A 15,229-nucleotide genomic window follows, 5' to 3' on the forward strand; every position below is an offset into this window, starting at 1 on the left:
CTTATTTCGCTCCATCAACATAGTGGCCAAGGGCTAAGTACCCTAGGTAAAGCGCTTGATATTTCTCTGCGTTTTCAGGATTTGGCTGATAGGTTTTCGCAACGTTCGAGGCCATGGCTGCCTGGGCACTCAGCACATCGGGATAAACCCCGGCTGCGGTTGCGGCATAAATGGCGGCGCCCAGTGCGCAGCTTTGCTCGCTCTCGAGTACGTCGATGTTGCAATTCCACACATCGGCGCAGGTTTGCATAATGAAGTCGGATTTTTTCGAGATCCCACCAATGGTGACCACATGGTCAATGCATACGCCTTCCTGTTTGAAGCGCTCGATGATAGCCCGTGCGCCATAGGCGCTAGCTTCCACTAAAGCTTTGAAGACTTGCGGTGCTTGGCTACCCATGGTTAAGCCTGTGATAGCCATGGCAACAGATTGGTCGGCATCGGGGGTGCGACGTCCGTTAATCCAATCCAGCGCGACAATGCCCGTCTCGCCAACGGGGATTTTCGCGGCCGCATTGCCTAACATTGTCAGGGTTTCAGCTTCGAGTTGCTGAATGAGTTTGGCTTTGGTGTTTTCATCAAATAAGGCTGAAGTGTCAAGCTGTTGCATCGGCCATGCGGTGAGATCCCTAAACCAAGCGTAGAGATCGCCAAAGGCAGACTGACCCGCTTCTAGCCCTATCATGCCGGGCAATACAGAGCCATCGACTTGACCGCAAATGCCTTTGATACAACGCTCACCTATATCGTCATAACTGGCGACCGTGATATCGCAGGTAGAGGTCCCCATCACCTTGGTTAAGACGCCGGGTTTAACATTGGCCCCAACGGCACCTGCGTGACAGTCGAATGAGCCAAAGGACACGATAGCCTCGGTCGATAGCCCTAAATGCTGTGCCCACTCAGGCGTTAGCTGGCCGCAAACCTTGTCAGATGTGCAGGTTTCAAGCGGTAACTTGTCTCTCAAGCCATCGAGTAAGGGGTCGATGCCAACGAAAAAGTCATTCGGCGGATAGCCATTCCATGACTCGTGCCACATGACTTTGTGACCAGCGGCACAGCGCCCGGCTTTAAAGACCTTTGGATGTGTAGTGCCCGTCATTAATGCCGTGATCCAATCACAGTGCTCGACCCAGCTATAGGCGGCTTGTCTGACCTCTGTGTCGTGGCGCAATACGAATAGCGCTTTCGCCCAAAACCATTCGGAGGAGTAAATTCCCCCTTCATATTTCAGGTAATTTTCGCTTGAATTGTTTGCCGCAGCGGTAATTTGCTGAGCTTCGAGGATGGCGCTGTGATCTTTCCAAAGCAAAAACATGGCATTGGGGTTATTCGCAAACTCTGGTTTTAAGGCTAAAGCAACACCAGATTCATCGACCGCGATTGGGGTTGAGCCTGTGGTATCAACACTCAAACCGCAGACTCTTTGCGCGGCGCCACTCGGGGCTTTTGCCCATAGCCCTTGCACTACCTCGATAAGGCTTTCGATGTAATCGAGGGGATGTTGTCTAAATTGATTCTTCGCGGGATCGCAAAAAAGCCCCTTCTTCCAACGTGGGTAGTACACCACATTTGTTGCTACTTCTGCGCCCGTTTGGGTATCCACCAATAACGCGCGAACTGAATCAGAGCCGTAATCAAGCCCTAACGCGTAAGCCCCTAAAACATTCGACATTTGCATCCCCGTACATTTTGTCTGCGTCCGATCCGGTTTACGCAGGTAGAGTAAATATTATTTAGTACTACAATATTACTACAGTTCAATAGTAATACAATATGATTTTAGTTGATGGTGATAAAATTTTTAACATTAAGGCTGAGCATGTAACGATTCGGGGGATGAAGCGGAAGGAAGGTCGAAGCAGTGCTGAGCTTGACTCGAGCATGAAGAAGTCGAATAATGGCGCCAGGTTGCAGAGACGCCTATCCGCAGAAGATGACATCACTCTGACTCATATCTCGATGTTCGCATCACATGTATGACACGACAATTGATTAGGTTTGGCTTAGCGGAGATGCCAATAAAACTTAGGAGAATTGTTTGTGATACAACAAATTACCCCAGTACCACACGCCTTAAACGAAGTCAAAATCCTCGCTAAAAAGCGCCTTAAAGCCTGCCAAGCTGGCGATGCAGTGGCGCTAGATAAACTTGCCTCCTTGATGAACAAGCAAGGTTTAACCCAGCTGGATATCCAACTCAAGCATTGCCAAGCCGTCTTGGCCCGAGAGCTCGGTTTTACTGATTTTAATCACTGCCAAAGAGTGTTATCGGGGCAAGCGTTAATTGGTGAAGACTTAGGTACCCTATTCCATAACAGGCGCTGCGATACCTTGCTTAATCATTGGTTTAGCGGTTTTGATGAGGCGCAGGCTTTTTTAAAGCAAGCACCGCAGATGGTGTTGTTGCCCTATAAAAAGCAGTTCTTTGTGGTCAACGGCAGCGACTATATTGACGCTCTGGGACTTGTATTGAACGATCCCGACTGCATTTATTGCACATTGTTGGGAAGTGAAGCGGTTGCTGCCTATGAAGCTTTTGCGCTAAGCCTTATCAGGCATAAGCTCACTTAGCCTAGCCTTACTTAACCTAAGCTGCTTTGCTATTTGAAAAACCAGGGCTAATGGGAATTAAATCCATTGCGAAAGAAAAAGGCCGCTAAGTCTTTAGCGGCCTTTTTATCTGAATTTAGTGGAGGTGCTGTGGTTAGCATGAGGAACCCTAGGTTCAGCTTCCGTAACTCCAAAACAAAATGTCATGATTACTGATGGTTTATTTGTGGAATATTGCGGAGGAGCTGCACTTAGAATTAGGAAGCCTAGGGTTCAAATGGCAAAAAACAAAAAAGCCATCATTGCTGATGGCTTTTCCGTAGAATATGGCGGAGGAGCAGGGATTTGAACCCTGGGTGGGCTATAAACCCACGCCGGTTTTCAAGACCGGTGCATTAAACCACTCTGCCACCCCTCCGAACGATGCGCATAATATAAGTTAGTTTACTGACTGTAAAGCACTAACTGATAAATCTGCGCTAACTGCTCGTATTACATTCAATCTGCTTGATTTTGCTTCGTATCTGCATTGATCCCAAGACGAGCAGGATCCGGCGCAGTAAAGTGTTTAGCAAAATCAGCCCAAGTTTGCTCGGTTTTTAACAGGTAACCCAAGATCACTACTAATGAACAGCTCAGAATGCCCCAACCAATGGCGACTTCTCCTGAACTTGCCCAGAGCGCGACTAAACTTGAGGCGCCAAAGGCGATGGTGATTTGCAAAAAGTTCTGTAATCCTGCCGCCTTAGCCGCATTTTGAGTGAATTGCTGCAAAGCACTGTTTACCACAATCGGATAAATCGCCCCGTTCGCCGCTGCGAGTATCGAGAAGGAAATCAGCAGTGGGAAAATGGTTTCCGCCTTTATTAATAAGGTGAAAAACACAATTGAGATAACGCAGAGTCCAAAAATGGTCAGCAATACGTTGAGTGTATGGTCGGCACCAATGCGTTTTATCAATAACTTACTCGCGTATCCGCCCACAATAAACATGATGGTTTGCGGAATAAAACTCAGCCCAATCTCAGTTGCCTGATAGCCGTGTAGCTCCATCACAATCGGCCACACAGTAAGGTATGCGAAAAATGCACCCGAACAGGCACCAAATATCACCACATTGCCAAGGTAACGGGTATTTTTCAAAATCTTGCCGTAGGAAACCGCGCTTGGCTTAGTATCCTGATGCTCTGCGTGGCTCGGCACGAAGTATAAGGTCATCAAAACCAATAAAAAGGCAATCACACACAATGAGATAAAGATTGCACGCCATCCAAAATCGTTCAGAATATAAGCACCAAGGATGGGGGCTAATGCGGGTGATAATGCCACTAACGGCATAATGTTACTGAAAATTCCCTGCGCTTTTTCGGCATCATACTGTTCGACCACAATCGCTTGCCAGATGACCCCTGCACTACAGGCGCCTACGGCTTGGAAGAAGCGAGCGATGTTCAGCATCAGTATCGAATCGCTATTGGCGATGGCCACACTGGCGAGCGCAAAAATGCCAAGGCCGAGGATAAGAGCATAACGTTTGCCGAGTTTACTGACCAAAGGGCCATAAATCAGTTGCCCTAAGGCTAAACCGGCCAGAAAACAGGTGAGCGACATTGCCACTTGTGACGGTGAAGAATTGAACGAACTTTCAATTGCTTTGAAAGCAGGTAAATACATGTCAGTGGCAATAAAGCCTAACATGCTCAATAAGGCCAAATAGAATAAAAATATAAAAAACTTCATATTTACAAAGATATTACTAGACGTTTTCATAAAATAATCATGTCAAAAGACTTAAGGCGTGCAGTCTAAATACTTGTTAATTTGATTGGAAACGTTTATTTTTGACAGATGCTATCAATTATTTTCATCACAATGGATGTCAGCTATGCTCTCGGAACAAGCGTTAGAACTCATTGATATCGTGGCCCGGGTGGGGAGTTTTACGGCGGCAGCCAATCGACTGCACAAGGTCCCTTCTGCGGTCAGTTATGCCGTTAAACAAATCGAAGAAGAACTTGGCGTCGTGTTATTTGAGCGCCACCACCGCAGCGTGACCTTGACCCCCGCGGGAGAGCATTTTGTTAAGCAAGCCAGAAACTTGCTGACTCAAATGGATGAGATGAAACGCGGCACCCAGCGTGTGGCCAACGGCTGGCAACCCACACTGTCTATCGCCTTAGATAACATAGTGCGTGCCGACAGAATTAGCGTATTAATCGCCGACTTTTACCGCCATTTCCATGATATTGAGCTTATCATCCGCATCGAGGTCTTTAACGGGGTGTGGGAGGCACTTGCAACCGGGCGCAGTGATATCGCCATTGGCGCAACCACTGCTATCCCTGTAGGTGGTGTATACCAGTATAAGGACATGGGCGATATCCAATGGGCATTTTTGGTGAGTAAAAACCATCCCTTAGCCAGTATTGATCGCCCCTTGACCGATGATGAACTGCGTCCCTTCCCCTCCATTTGTTTGGAAGATACCTCGCGGGAAATTCCTAAGCGCATGACCTGGTTACTGGAGAATCAACGCAGACTCGTAGTGCCGGATTGGATCCGCGCGATTAACTGCTTTAGAGAGGGACTAGGTATCGGCTATATGCCAGTTCATTTAGCCAGCGTATTTATTAAAGCGGGCGCCTTGGTTGAAAAGCAGCTTGAAAATCCTAAATTAACCAGCCCCTGTTGCTTAGCATGGAACGCCGATAAGATGTCGCCAGCCCTCGCCTGGGTGCTCGACTACTTAGGGGATACCGATAAATTACACCGTGAATGGTTGGCGTAATATTACTGCATTACCATAGGATTAAGCTTGTTTTAAAGTCTTTGTGTTGCACTGGTGTAACGAAATACGGCTGAATTGTTTGGTAGCACAGAAAAATCAGTCATTACAACTTGTTATTTGTGGCGTGAATCCTTTAAGCCCAGCGCTGTTTTCGGTAGTATTCACCCAGTTTTACTGGATTTACGATATTAATGGGAACTCTCGTCCCCGTTAAAAATCAAAATGATCAGTTTGGATTTAAAAGCTAATGGAGAAAGATATGACTCAGCAAACTTTGTACTCAGCGAGTGCATCCACCTTAGAAGTGAATAAACTTCTTAAAAATACCTATTTATTGTTGGCCATGACCCTCGCCTTCTCGGCGTTGTGTGCAGGCTTAGCGATGGCACTCAATATCAGCCCCCTGATGTCACTCGGTTTATCTATCGGTGGTTTAGTGCTGTTGTTCGTTACCCTACGCAAAGCCGATTCGGCTGCGGGCATCTTCTGGGTATTTGCCTTTACGGGTATGGAAGGCGCCTCATTAGGTTACATGCTTAACCACTATGCCGGCATGACCAATGGCTCTGAGCTTATCATGCAAGCTTTAGGATTAACCTCGGTTATCTTTATTGCACTCTCGGCCTATGCAGTCACAACAAAGAAAGATTTCTCTTTCTTACGTGGTTTCCTGTTCGCCGGATTGATTGTAGTAATCGCTGCTGCGCTGATTAACATTTTCGTGGGTAACAGTGTGGCCTTTATGGCAATTAACGCGGGTCTTGCGCTGTTAATGACCGGCTTTATTCTGTTCGATACTAGCCGTATCGTGAATGGCGGCGAGACTAACTACATCCGCGCCACTATCTCCCTGTATCTGGACTTTTTAAACCTGTTTATTGCCATTTTGCATTTGCTTGGCATTGGTAACGATGATTAATCCCCTTTTCGGGAAACTTACGCTAAAATGGCCCTACTTTTAGGGCCATTTTTTTTATGATGAGCAAATTTATTATCCAAGTAAACGGGCCAGCTTATGGCACGTCGGCAAGCGTGAATGCCCTACGTTTCACCCAAGCCTCCCTGCAAAGCGGACATGAGATTGTCTGCGTGTTTTTCTATCAGGATGGCGTGTATAACTCGACAGACTTTAACTTACCCGCATCCGATGAATATGATGTGGTTAAAGGCTGGAAACAACTGGCGGCCGAGCATCAAGTCTCCCTCGTGAACTGTGTTTCTGCTGCATTAAGACGCGGCATAGTCTCGCAGCAAGAGGCTACGGAGAACGGGCTAAACCACTGGAATGTGGAACATTCTTTTATTATGGGTGGACTGGGTGAACTGGTCACGGGAATTGAATCAGCCGATCGTTTGATCTGCTTTTAAGCTTCGGAAATGCTATGAAAAAAATCTGTATATTGTTCCGAAGCGCGCCCCATGGCACTACTAAAGGCCGCGAAGCCTTAGATTTTGCCCTGTTAAGCGCCAGTTTTGAGCAAGAAGTGAGTTTAGTGTTTGTCGATGAAGGCGTGTTGCATCTGCTTAAAGACCAACAGCCCGAACTTATCGGCGGTAAAGATTACCTCGCGGCGCTAAAAGCGCTCCCGCTGTACGACATCGAATCAGTGTTCGCCTGCAAACAATCTTTAGGTGACTACGGTTTAAGCCATGGCTTGCTGTCTATTCCGGTGACTATCTTAAACGATGAAGCCATCTCAGCTCACTTAAAAGCCGTCGATGAGGTCTTAGTATTCTAATGATTTTACATCATATTCAAACCTCGCCCAGCCGAGACAATGCCCTCAAACTTTGCCTACGTTATGCTTGCAAAGAGGATGCGATTTTACTCTCGAGCGATGGCGTTAACGCATTATTACTGCGCCAATGGGCCATGGCGCTATCGCCCTTTAAGGTGATGGTACTCAAAGACGATGTCATCGCCCGCGGCTTAACGGAACGTCTTAAAAACATTAGTCAGATTGATTACAACGAGTTTGTCGCTCAATCTTTGCAGCACGATAAGGTGATCACGTGGTAAATCCGCTTATATTCAATGGCGTCGAAATTGAACGCGACCATCAAGGCTATTTAAAGAATATCGCCGACTGGCAGCCGGATATGGCGCCGCTATTAGCCCAAGAAGAACAGATTGAACTGACCAGTGCCCACTGGGAAGTGGTTAATTTTGTTCGGGATTTTTATCTGGAATATAAAACTAGCCCTGCAATTCGCGTGTTAGTCAAAGCGATTGGTCAAAGCTTAGGGCCGGATAAAGGTAACTCTAAGTACCTCTATACCCTCTTTCCGGTGGGTCCTGCCAAACAGGCGACAAAGATTGCGGGCCTGCCTAAACCTGCCAAGTGTATTTAAGCTTTAATCGATTCTGCTAACAAAAAAGGTATATTCCAGTGGAATATACCTTTTTATTTGAGTCGTGCTATTTCACGTTTTCTAACACAACCCAGACGGCTTTACCTAGGGTGGCCAACATCACTGCGCAAAACACGGCGATGACAGCGGTGTAGGAAAGCCAACGAAGATAACGTTGACCTTTATCCATGGTGTTGTGTTACGCCAATTAACCGATCTGAGTCATTCCGCCCATGTATGGACGCAGTGCTTCAGGAATCGTCACGCTACCATCGGCATTTTGATAGTTTTCTAAAATCGCGACTAAAGTACGACCTACCGCGAGGCCTGAGCCGTTTAAGGTGTGCAGCAAGGCTGGCTTGTTATCGGCCTTAACGCGGTAACGTGCTTGCATACGACGTGCTTGGAAGTCCTTCATGTTTGAACATGAAGAGATCTCGCGGTAAGTGTTTTGCCCTGGTAACCACACTTCAATATCGTAGGTTTTGCTTGAACCAAAGCCCATGTCACCGGTACACAGGATCACTGTGCGGTATGGCAGACCTAGGCGTTGCAGTACGGTTTCAGCGTGGCCAGTTAGCGCTTCGAGCGCCGCCATTGAGTCTTCAGGCTTAACCAGTTGCACTAATTCCACTTTATCAAATTGGTGCTGACGGATAAGACCACGGGTATCTTTACCGTATGAACCCGCTTCACTGCGGAAACAAGCGGTATGCGCGGTTAACTTAATCGGCAATTCGTCTTCATCGACAATGCTGTCACGCACTAGGTTCGTTAATGGCACTTCTGCGGTTGGGATCAGGCTTAAACCTTGGCCTTCTTCGGTCGCAGGTTTGGTGTGGAACAAGTCTTCACCAAACTTAGGCAATTGGCCAGTACCCAGTAAGCTTGCTTCGTTAACCAGTAATGGTACGTAAGCTTCGGTATAACCGTGCTCAGTAGTGTGCAGATCTAACATGAACTGACCTAATGCACGGTTTAAACGGGCGATTTGGCCCTTCATGACGATAAAGCGTGAACCAGTGATTTTCACTGCGCTCTTAAAATCTAAACCGTTTAGGCCTTCACCTAAATCGATATGGTCTTTAACTGGAAAATCGAAGCTGCGTGGTGTACCCCAACGACGGATTTCGACGTTTTCAGTCTCATCAGCACCGATAGGCGCAGACTCATCTGGCAGGTTTGGCATCGACATAGCAATCGCGTTCACTTCTTCAAGTACCGCGGCCAGCTCGACTTTCTTCGCATCTAATTGCGCACCTAAATCGCCAACCTGCGCCATGATGGCATCCACATCTTCGCCGCGGGCTTTTGCTTGTCCGATGGACTTGGAAATAGCATTACGCGAAGCTTGTAACTCTTCAGTCGCCACTTGCAGTGACTTACGTTTTTCTTCTAATTGAGTGAGATGAGCGACATCTAAAATAAAACCACGGGTAGCTAATCGCTCAGCGGTAACTGCTAATTCGTTGCGCAAAAATTTAGGATCTAACATGTGATATATTCTTAATAGTTAAATGCGAGAAAAAACCAGTTGTTGGCCTAAGTAAACCATAAACAAACATAGACTTAGGTTCAACACCACATTCAAAGCCGCCTTCAACCAATCTCCTTCTTGCATCAGCAATAAAGTTTCGTTTGAGAAAGTTGAAAACGTTGTCAAAGCGCCTAATAGGCCAACGCCGATCAGGGCTTTGAGTTCTGGGCTGATATGACTCATTTGTCCCAGTGCGTAAATGACGCCCATTAAAAATGAACCGAGGACATTGACCAACAGTGTACCAAAAGGAAAACTGCTGCCAAATACTTGGATCATGAATATTGAAATAAGATAGCGAAAAACCGCACCAATGGAACCACCCAAGGCCACAAGTAAGAGATTATTCATACCTTTTTCTCCCACTGGCTTGATCTAATTGCGCTAATTGCGCCAATTTGTCCTTAATCCGCTTCTCAAATCCGCGTTCGGTCGGGAAATAAAATTGCGACTCTTGTAAGGGTTCGGGGAAATAATTCTCGCCGCTGGCATAGGCATTGGGTTCATCGTGGGCATAGCGATATTCGGCGCCAAAACCCATTTCCGCCATGAGTTTGGTCGGCGCATTGCGCAGATGATAAGGCACGGCCTCTTGGCCGGTTTCGCGTGCGAGCGCCCTCGCCGCTTTAAAGGCGGTGTAAACGGCATTACTCTTAGGTGCACTGGCTAAATACACAATTGCTTGGGCTATCGCCCGCTCACCTTCGGCAGGTCCGACGCGGTGGAAACAATCCCAGGCATTGAGCGCGACTGTCATGGCATTAGGGTCTGCATTGCCCACATCTTCCGAGGCTATGGCTAATAAGCGTCTGGCAACATATAGTGGATCGCCGCCTCCTTCTAGAATACGGCAAAACCAATACAGTGCGGCATCGGGCGCAGAGCCACGAATCGATTTATGTACCGCCGAAATCAAATCGTAAAACTGATCGCCATTTTTATCGAACCCTGCCACTTGATGGCCGGCCACTTGAACTAGCATCTCAGTGGTAAAACTGCCGCCATCGGCCACCATATCGCTCATCAATTCAAGCAGGTTCAGCGCTTTGCGCGCATCGCCGTCACAGAGCTGCGCCAGCTTATTGAGCACATCAGTTGGCATGACTAACTGACGTTGCCCTAACCCACGTTCGGGATCCGTTAAGGCTTGGGTGATGATATGCACTATCTCGTCTTGGCTTAAGCGCTTGATAAGATAGACACGTGCCCGCGACAGCAAGGCGTTATTGATTTCAAATGAAGGGTTTTCAGTGGTCGCTCCAATAAAAATCACTGTGCCATCTTCAATGAAGGGCAAAAAGGCGTCCTGCTGACTCTTATTAAAGCGATGCACTTCATCGACAAACAGCAAGGTGCGTTGTCCACGGGACTGGGCAACGGCTTGGGCCTGCTCGATGGCGGCGCGGATATCTTTCACACCCGAGGTGACCGCCGAGATGCGTTCAACATGGGCATTGGAATAATGGGCGATAAGTTCGGCAAGTGTCGTTTTACCTGTGCCCGGCGGTCCCCATAACATCATCGAATGGGCACGGCCCGCTTCTAATGCTTGGCGCAGTGGTTGGCCTTCCCCCAACAAATGGGCTTGACCTATATACTCGGCAATCGTCCTTGGCCGCATACGCGCGGCTAAGGGACGAAAATCAGGCGCAAAATTAAACGATAAACTGCTCACGCGTAAACCTATTGGGTTTTAAGACGTTGATCATCCACATCAACGTTTTCTGGCAACACGAACTTAAATAACGCTTTATCCGCAGCGCTAATGCTGTGTTGATTGCTCAAATCAAACTGGCTCAGGTTGCCTTTATCATCGAGCACATTAAATCTATTTAGTATGCCTTTGTTAAAACAGACATTGACCGAGGTGATTCCCGCATCCGTGGCCTTAGGTTTGATTTCATAACAGTCTTGCTGCTTGGCCACGCTATATTGTGACCAAGTGGCGTCATCGCGGTGAACTAATAAGGCGATGGGCGATGCATTAATGGCTTCGGCAAAATCCATAATCACCACTTCTTCGGCAAAAGGATTATAGATCCATAAATCTTTACCGTCGGCGACAATTTGGGATTCATCGGGTGCGGTTAAATGCCAATAGAACTGGTTTGGATGGGCAAGCGCGAATACACCCGCGCCCGTTTGGATAACCTTTTTATTGATATCGGTAACGGTTTGCTTGAAATCCGCCTTGAGAGACTCAGTGCCGTTTAAGGTTTCGCGCAATTGCGTTGCGTCATCGGCCAATACTGCATTGCTGTATAACAATGGTGATAACAACACAGCACACAACAGTTTTTTCATAGGTATCCTTTGGACTAAAAGTTGAACTCGCCGCATTATGGCGAGTTCAAACTGACATCTAGCTTAACATTAATAGTGTTTCGGGGCCGGCGGTGCCAGCACTTCGCGGTTACCATTATGGCCCTGCGCCGAGACCACTCCCTGCATTTCCATTTGTTCGATAATACGTGCTGCGCGGTTATAACCAATCTTAAACTTACGCTGCACGCTAGAAATCGAACCACGGCGGGTTTCGGTCACGAAAGCGACGGCCTCATCATAAAGGGGATCATATTCTTCATCGGATTCGGCGGTTTCACCCGGCAAGAGCACTTGTTCGCCCTCACTCACGCCATTGAGGATCTCATCAATGTATTGTGGTTTACCACGGGCGCACCAATCAGCCACCACACGGTGAACCTCATGGTCATCGATAAAGGCACCATGGACACGGTTTGGTACTGCGGTGCCGGGTGGTAAATACAACATGTCACCCATACCCAATAAGGTTTCAGCGCCTTGCTGATCCAAAATCGTACGGGAGTCGATACGGGACGACACTTGGAAGGCCATCCGTGTCGGGATGTTGGCCTTGATTAAGCCCGTGATCACATCCACCGATGGACGTTGGGTCGCGAGGATTAAATGGATACCAGCAGCACGGGCCTTTTGGGCGATACGGGCGATCAGTTCTTCCACTTTCTTACCGACAATCATCATCATGTCAGCAAATTCGTCGACGACAACCACAATCGATGGCAGTTTATTTAAGGCTGGCGCCTCTGGCTCCATGCTGTCAGATGACTTCCACATGGGGTCTAAAATCACTTCGCCATTGGCTTTCGCTTCGGCAATCTTCGCGTTATAACCCTTGATGTTACGAACGCCCATCATAGACATTAGCTTGTAGCGGCGCTCCATCTCACCCACACACCAGCGCAGCGCATTGGCCGCTTCTTTCATGTCGGTAACCACTTCACAGAGTAGATGTGGGATGCCTTCATAAACTGATAATTCCAGCATTTTCGGGTCGATCATGATAAAACGAACATCTTCAGGGCCAGACTTATACAATAAGCTGGTGATCATCACGTTCACCCCGACCGATTTACCCGAACCCGTAGTACCGGCAACCAGTAAGTGCGGCATTTTGCCTAAATCAACCACTACAGGTTCGCCGGAAATATCTTGGCCAAGCACCATGGTCAGGTTGGATTTGCTCTCGGTAAAGGCTTCGCAATCGAGCACATCACGCATGTACACGGTTTCGCGGAACTTGTTCGGCAGTTCGAGACCCACATAGGATTTACCCGGAATGACTTCAACCACACGCACACGCTCGGCCAGCAGTGAACGTGCTAGGTCGTTGGCGAGGTTTGAAATCTTAGAGGCTTTAATGCCTGGCGCTAAATCCAGCTCAAAACGGGTGATCACAGGACCGGGATAAACCCCCACCACTGTGGCCACAATGTTAAAGTCGGCAAGCTTGGCCTCGACTAAGCGGGCAACTTGTTCTAATTCCTCAGGGCTTATCGGATTCTTTTTACGATTAGGCACATCCAGCAAGCTGATGCTTGGCAGCGGATCCATAGGTTTTGCTGGAACAGGTTTATCTTCTTGTCCCGGTAAGACCACAATGCCATCGACAATCTTCGCTTTTGGCGCTTCTTTTTGACGTTGCGCCTGAGTCACTGCGCCCGTTGAGGCTTTAGTATCAAAATCGATGACATCTTCATCGTTGAAACCCAACTCGTCTTCATCCTCGTCATCGAGCATGGTTTCACGATGGAATACGGGTTCATCGTCGTCATCTTCATCTTCGAAAACGTGCGCCTTGAATTCAGTTTCATCATCTAAATCTAACTCGGCCTCTTTAGGCTTAGCCACCCAAGGCGGCGCCTCAAAATGGCCATGTTCAGCCACGGCGCTGGCTTGATCCAATTGGGGCTCAACTCGTTGTTGGCCTTTAGGTTCAGCCTTGGCTTTATTGCTGTTTAAGCTCAAGATTTTTGCGAGCGCTGACAGCTTGCCCTTGCCTGTACTCGCTTCGGTGATAATTTCGTCGCTGACTTCTTCCTTTTCTTCCTTCACTGGGCGAGTGGTAAAGATGCGGCTCGGTGCGACTTCAGGCTCGCGCACTCGGGCTTTTTCAAGCTGGTGCTGTGAATCACGGCGCTGCTTAAACTTATCAACGACCGTCATAAAACCACGGGTATCTTCGGTTTCACGCTCACGTTTTAACGCCTGTGGCAGACGTTTGAGCTTTCTGAAGCACCAAATGGAAACAAAGCCGACCTTCTCGACCACAGTCAACCAGCTGATCCCGGTTAACAGTGTAAAGCCAGAGCCTAAGAAGCACAGCAGCAACAAGGTAGTACCGAGCTTATTAAAATACGGCAACATGGCTTGGCCGATAACATCCCCTGCCACGCCGCCTGCGGAAAACTCATAGATGTTATTAGCATTCATGCTGGCTAATGCTGAAAAACCAAGAATAAGCAGTAGAAAACCTATGATGCGCAGTGCAACTGAAAAATAGTCAATTTCCAATAAATCATGGGCGCGTTTGAAAAGCAGCCAACCTGTAGAGGCCACAATGATCGGCATGATGTAAGCCGTGACGCCAAAAAAGTACAGCAGAATGTCGGCAATCCACGCCCCTACTGCACCCGTCCAGTTTTTGATATCGCCTTGAAAATGAGACTGGCTCCAGCCCGGATCCGACGGACTAAAACTGGTTAAGGCAAGCAAAATATAGGTGGCTAAAACACAGCAAATGATGAGTCCGCCTTCGAGCAGACGCTGCAGGCCTGAGAGCGTGCGTACACTATTTCCTTGAGACAAACGACTTAATCCATAAAAATGAAAACAGGTGGGCTAACGATACCAGAATCCAACTAAATGTGGAGCATCTTAGGGCGTTTTTATCCTAAGAATTACTGGTACAAGGCAAAAAATCGGCGCTAATGACCTAAAGCACAGGTTTTCAGCATTAACTGACTATTATGCAACCAATTTACCCGCGGAACAGAAGATAAAAACCAGATAAAAATTCGCCCTTAAGCTGGCAAACCTAAGGGCTAAGCAAGGTCATTTTTGAGTTCGAAACGGCGAGCGTAGGAATAAATAAGGGGCCTAGGCCCCTTATTGTAGACGTTCAGGGTATTAAATATCGGAGAGCAGATGGTTTATCGCGACACGACTCGTGTGTTTCACTTCTTCCATCACCACGTAAGTACGGGTATCGGACACTGAAGGTAATTTTAGCAGCGTCTCACCGAGTAAACGGCGATAAGCTGACATATCAGAAACACGTGTCTTCAATAAGTAGTCAAAGTCACCAGAAACCAGATGACACTCTTGAATATCATCTAACAGTTGCACAGCGCGATTAAACTTATCAAATACTTCGGGAGTATCACGGCTCAAGGTGATTTCCACGAATACCAGTAGGGATGCACCCAAGAAATGAGGATTAACCAAGGCGGTATAGCCGTTGATATATCCTTGCTTTTCGAGTCGTTTCACTCTTTCTAAACACGGAGTGGGACTTAATCCTACTCTTTTAGACAGTTCCACATTTGAAATGCGTCCATCAATTTGTAATTCATTAAGAATGTTGCGATCGATGCGATCCAAGTCTTTTACAGGACTCTTTTTATTATATGCCATTTATTTAACCTTGCTTTATCACTAAAACAACATTTCATTCTACG

At 47.5% G+C, this 15,229-nt stretch carries 16 protein-coding genes and 1 tRNA gene; 7 read left to right on the top strand and 10 right to left on the bottom strand.

Annotated features, from left to right (window positions below; translation table 11 throughout):
- Nucleotide 1: 1 nt before the first annotated feature.
- Entirely contained in the window at nucleotides 2-1,675 is a 1,674-nt protein-coding gene (locus B5P39_RS17255) for a ribulokinase (protein ID WP_088212401.1), read from the bottom strand.
- A 368-nt stretch (nucleotides 1,676-2,043) separates the two neighbouring features.
- Here B5P39_RS17255 and B5P39_RS17265 point away from each other — a divergent pair, with 368 nt between their 5' ends.
- On the top strand, nucleotides 2,044-2,574 hold the full coding sequence (locus tag B5P39_RS17265) for a hypothetical protein (RefSeq protein WP_088212403.1): 531 nt from the start codon (nucleotides 2,044-2,046) through the stop codon (nucleotides 2,572-2,574).
- Between the two features lie 306 nt (nucleotides 2,575-2,880).
- Here B5P39_RS17265 and B5P39_RS17270 read toward each other — a convergent pair.
- Together B5P39_RS17270 and punC are read right to left on the bottom strand one after the other, a co-directional pair.
- A tRNA-Ser gene (locus B5P39_RS17270) sits at nucleotides 2,881-2,971 on the bottom strand.
- 80 nt (nucleotides 2,972-3,051) lie between these two features.
- Entirely contained in the window at nucleotides 3,052-4,323 is a 1,272-nt protein-coding gene (gene punC, locus B5P39_RS17275) for a purine nucleoside transporter PunC (protein ID WP_088212404.1), read from the bottom strand.
- Nucleotides 4,324-4,438: 115 nt separating this feature from the next.
- Here punC and punR point away from each other — a divergent pair, with 115 nt between their 5' ends.
- The 6 genes from punR (at nucleotide 4,439) to B5P39_RS17305 (ending at nucleotide 7,693) form a co-directional block, all read left to right on the top strand.
- Entirely contained in the window at nucleotides 4,439-5,341 is a 903-nt protein-coding gene (gene punR / locus B5P39_RS17280; protein WP_039977075.1) for a DNA-binding transcriptional activator PunR, read from the top strand.
- A gap of 259 nt (nucleotides 5,342-5,600) precedes the next feature.
- On the top strand, nucleotides 5,601-6,260 hold the full coding sequence (locus tag B5P39_RS17285) for a Bax inhibitor-1/YccA family protein (protein ID WP_011717039.1): 660 nt from the start codon (nucleotides 5,601-5,603) through the stop codon (nucleotides 6,258-6,260).
- 59 nt (nucleotides 6,261-6,319) lie between these two features.
- The gene (tusD, locus tag B5P39_RS17290; protein WP_176399986.1) at nucleotides 6,320-6,709 is read left to right on the top strand and encodes a sulfurtransferase complex subunit TusD; all 390 of its coding nucleotides are present in this window, start codon (nucleotides 6,320-6,322) and stop codon (nucleotides 6,707-6,709) included.
- Nucleotides 6,710-6,723: 14 nt separating this feature from the next.
- Nucleotides 6,724-7,080, top strand: a complete 357-nt coding sequence (gene tusC / locus B5P39_RS17295) for a sulfurtransferase complex subunit TusC (RefSeq protein ID WP_011622737.1) — start codon at nucleotides 6,724-6,726, stop codon at nucleotides 7,078-7,080.
- Nucleotides 7,080-7,361, top strand: coding sequence for a sulfurtransferase complex subunit TusB (gene tusB, locus B5P39_RS17300; protein ID WP_011622736.1), 282 nt, complete (start codon nucleotides 7,080-7,082; stop codon nucleotides 7,359-7,361). The genes tusC and tusB overlap by 1 nt, the downstream gene beginning before the upstream one ends.
- A complete protein-coding gene (locus B5P39_RS17305; protein WP_088212406.1) occupies nucleotides 7,355-7,693 on the top strand; it encodes a TusE/DsrC/DsvC family sulfur relay protein in 339 nt (112 codons plus the stop codon). The genes tusB and B5P39_RS17305 overlap by 7 nt, the downstream gene beginning before the upstream one ends.
- 67 nt (nucleotides 7,694-7,760) lie before the next feature.
- Here the strand turns inward: B5P39_RS17305 and B5P39_RS25005 are convergent, their stop codons facing one another.
- The 7 genes from B5P39_RS25005 to lrp form a co-directional block, all read right to left on the bottom strand.
- Entirely contained in the window at nucleotides 7,761-7,883 is a 123-nt protein-coding gene (locus B5P39_RS25005; protein ID WP_011622734.1) for a hypothetical protein, read from the bottom strand.
- Nucleotides 7,884-7,901: 18 nt separating this feature from the next.
- Nucleotides 7,902-9,188 (bottom strand): serine--tRNA ligase, encoded by a 1,287-nt coding sequence (serS, locus tag B5P39_RS17315; protein WP_088212407.1) that lies wholly within the window; start codon nucleotides 9,186-9,188, stop codon nucleotides 7,902-7,904.
- 18 nt (nucleotides 9,189-9,206) lie between these two features.
- On the bottom strand, nucleotides 9,207-9,581 hold the full coding sequence (gene crcB / locus B5P39_RS17320; protein WP_011622732.1) for a fluoride efflux transporter CrcB: 375 nt from the start codon (nucleotides 9,579-9,581) through the stop codon (nucleotides 9,207-9,209).
- A complete protein-coding gene (locus tag B5P39_RS17325) occupies nucleotides 9,574-10,905 on the bottom strand; it encodes a replication-associated recombination protein A (RefSeq protein ID WP_088212408.1) in 1,332 nt (443 codons plus the stop codon). Before B5P39_RS17325 ends, crcB begins: the two co-directional genes overlap by 8 nt.
- Before the next feature lie 8 nt (nucleotides 10,906-10,913).
- The gene (lolA, locus tag B5P39_RS17330) at nucleotides 10,914-11,534 is read right to left on the bottom strand and encodes an outer membrane lipoprotein chaperone LolA (protein WP_088212409.1); all 621 of its coding nucleotides are present in this window, start codon (nucleotides 11,532-11,534) and stop codon (nucleotides 10,914-10,916) included.
- 69 nt (nucleotides 11,535-11,603) lie between these two features.
- On the bottom strand, nucleotides 11,604-14,357 hold the full coding sequence (locus B5P39_RS17335) for a DNA translocase FtsK (RefSeq protein ID WP_088212410.1): 2,754 nt from the start codon (nucleotides 14,355-14,357) through the stop codon (nucleotides 11,604-11,606).
- A 321-nt stretch (nucleotides 14,358-14,678) separates the two neighbouring features.
- Nucleotides 14,679-15,185: a leucine-responsive transcriptional regulator Lrp gene (gene lrp, locus B5P39_RS17340; RefSeq protein WP_007647640.1), complete on the bottom strand. Its 507-nt coding sequence runs from the start codon at nucleotides 15,183-15,185 to the stop codon at nucleotides 14,679-14,681.
- Nucleotides 15,186-15,229 lie beyond the last annotated feature (44 nt).

Source organism: Shewanella sp. Shew256 (genome assembly GCF_002196695.1).
GTDB lineage: Bacteria > Pseudomonadota > Gammaproteobacteria > Enterobacterales > Shewanellaceae > Shewanella > Shewanella mangrovisoli.

Bases quoted from the DNA above. Each gene is read 5' to 3' on its own strand.
- B5P39_RS17255 (WP_088212401.1), bottom strand. From the start codon at position 1,675: ATGTCGAATGTTTTAGGGGCTTACGCGTTAGGGCTTGATTACGGCTCT.
- punC (WP_088212404.1), bottom strand. From the start codon at position 4,323: ATGAAAACGTCTAGTAATATCTTTGTAAATATGAAGTTTTTTATATTT.
- punR (WP_039977075.1), top strand. From the start codon at position 4,439: ATGCTCTCGGAACAAGCGTTAGAACTCATTGATATCGTGGCCCGGGTG.
- B5P39_RS17285 (WP_011717039.1), top strand. From the start codon at position 5,601: ATGACTCAGCAAACTTTGTACTCAGCGAGTGCATCCACCTTAGAAGTG.
- tusD (WP_176399986.1), top strand. From the start codon at position 6,320: ATGAGCAAATTTATTATCCAAGTAAACGGGCCAGCTTATGGCACGTCG.
- tusC (WP_011622737.1), top strand. From the start codon at position 6,724: ATGAAAAAAATCTGTATATTGTTCCGAAGCGCGCCCCATGGCACTACT.
- tusB (WP_011622736.1), top strand. From the start codon at position 7,080: ATGATTTTACATCATATTCAAACCTCGCCCAGCCGAGACAATGCCCTC.
- B5P39_RS25005 (WP_011622734.1), bottom strand. From the start codon at position 7,883: ATGGATAAAGGTCAACGTTATCTTCGTTGGCTTTCCTACACCGCTGTC.
- serS (WP_088212407.1), bottom strand. From the start codon at position 9,188: ATGTTAGATCCTAAATTTTTGCGCAACGAATTAGCAGTTACCGCTGAG.
- crcB (WP_011622732.1), bottom strand. From the start codon at position 9,581: ATGAATAATCTCTTACTTGTGGCCTTGGGTGGTTCCATTGGTGCGGTT.
- lolA (WP_088212409.1), bottom strand. From the start codon at position 11,534: ATGAAAAAACTGTTGTGTGCTGTGTTGTTATCACCATTGTTATACAGC.
- lrp (WP_007647640.1), bottom strand. From the start codon at position 15,185: ATGGCATATAATAAAAAGAGTCCTGTAAAAGACTTGGATCGCATCGAT.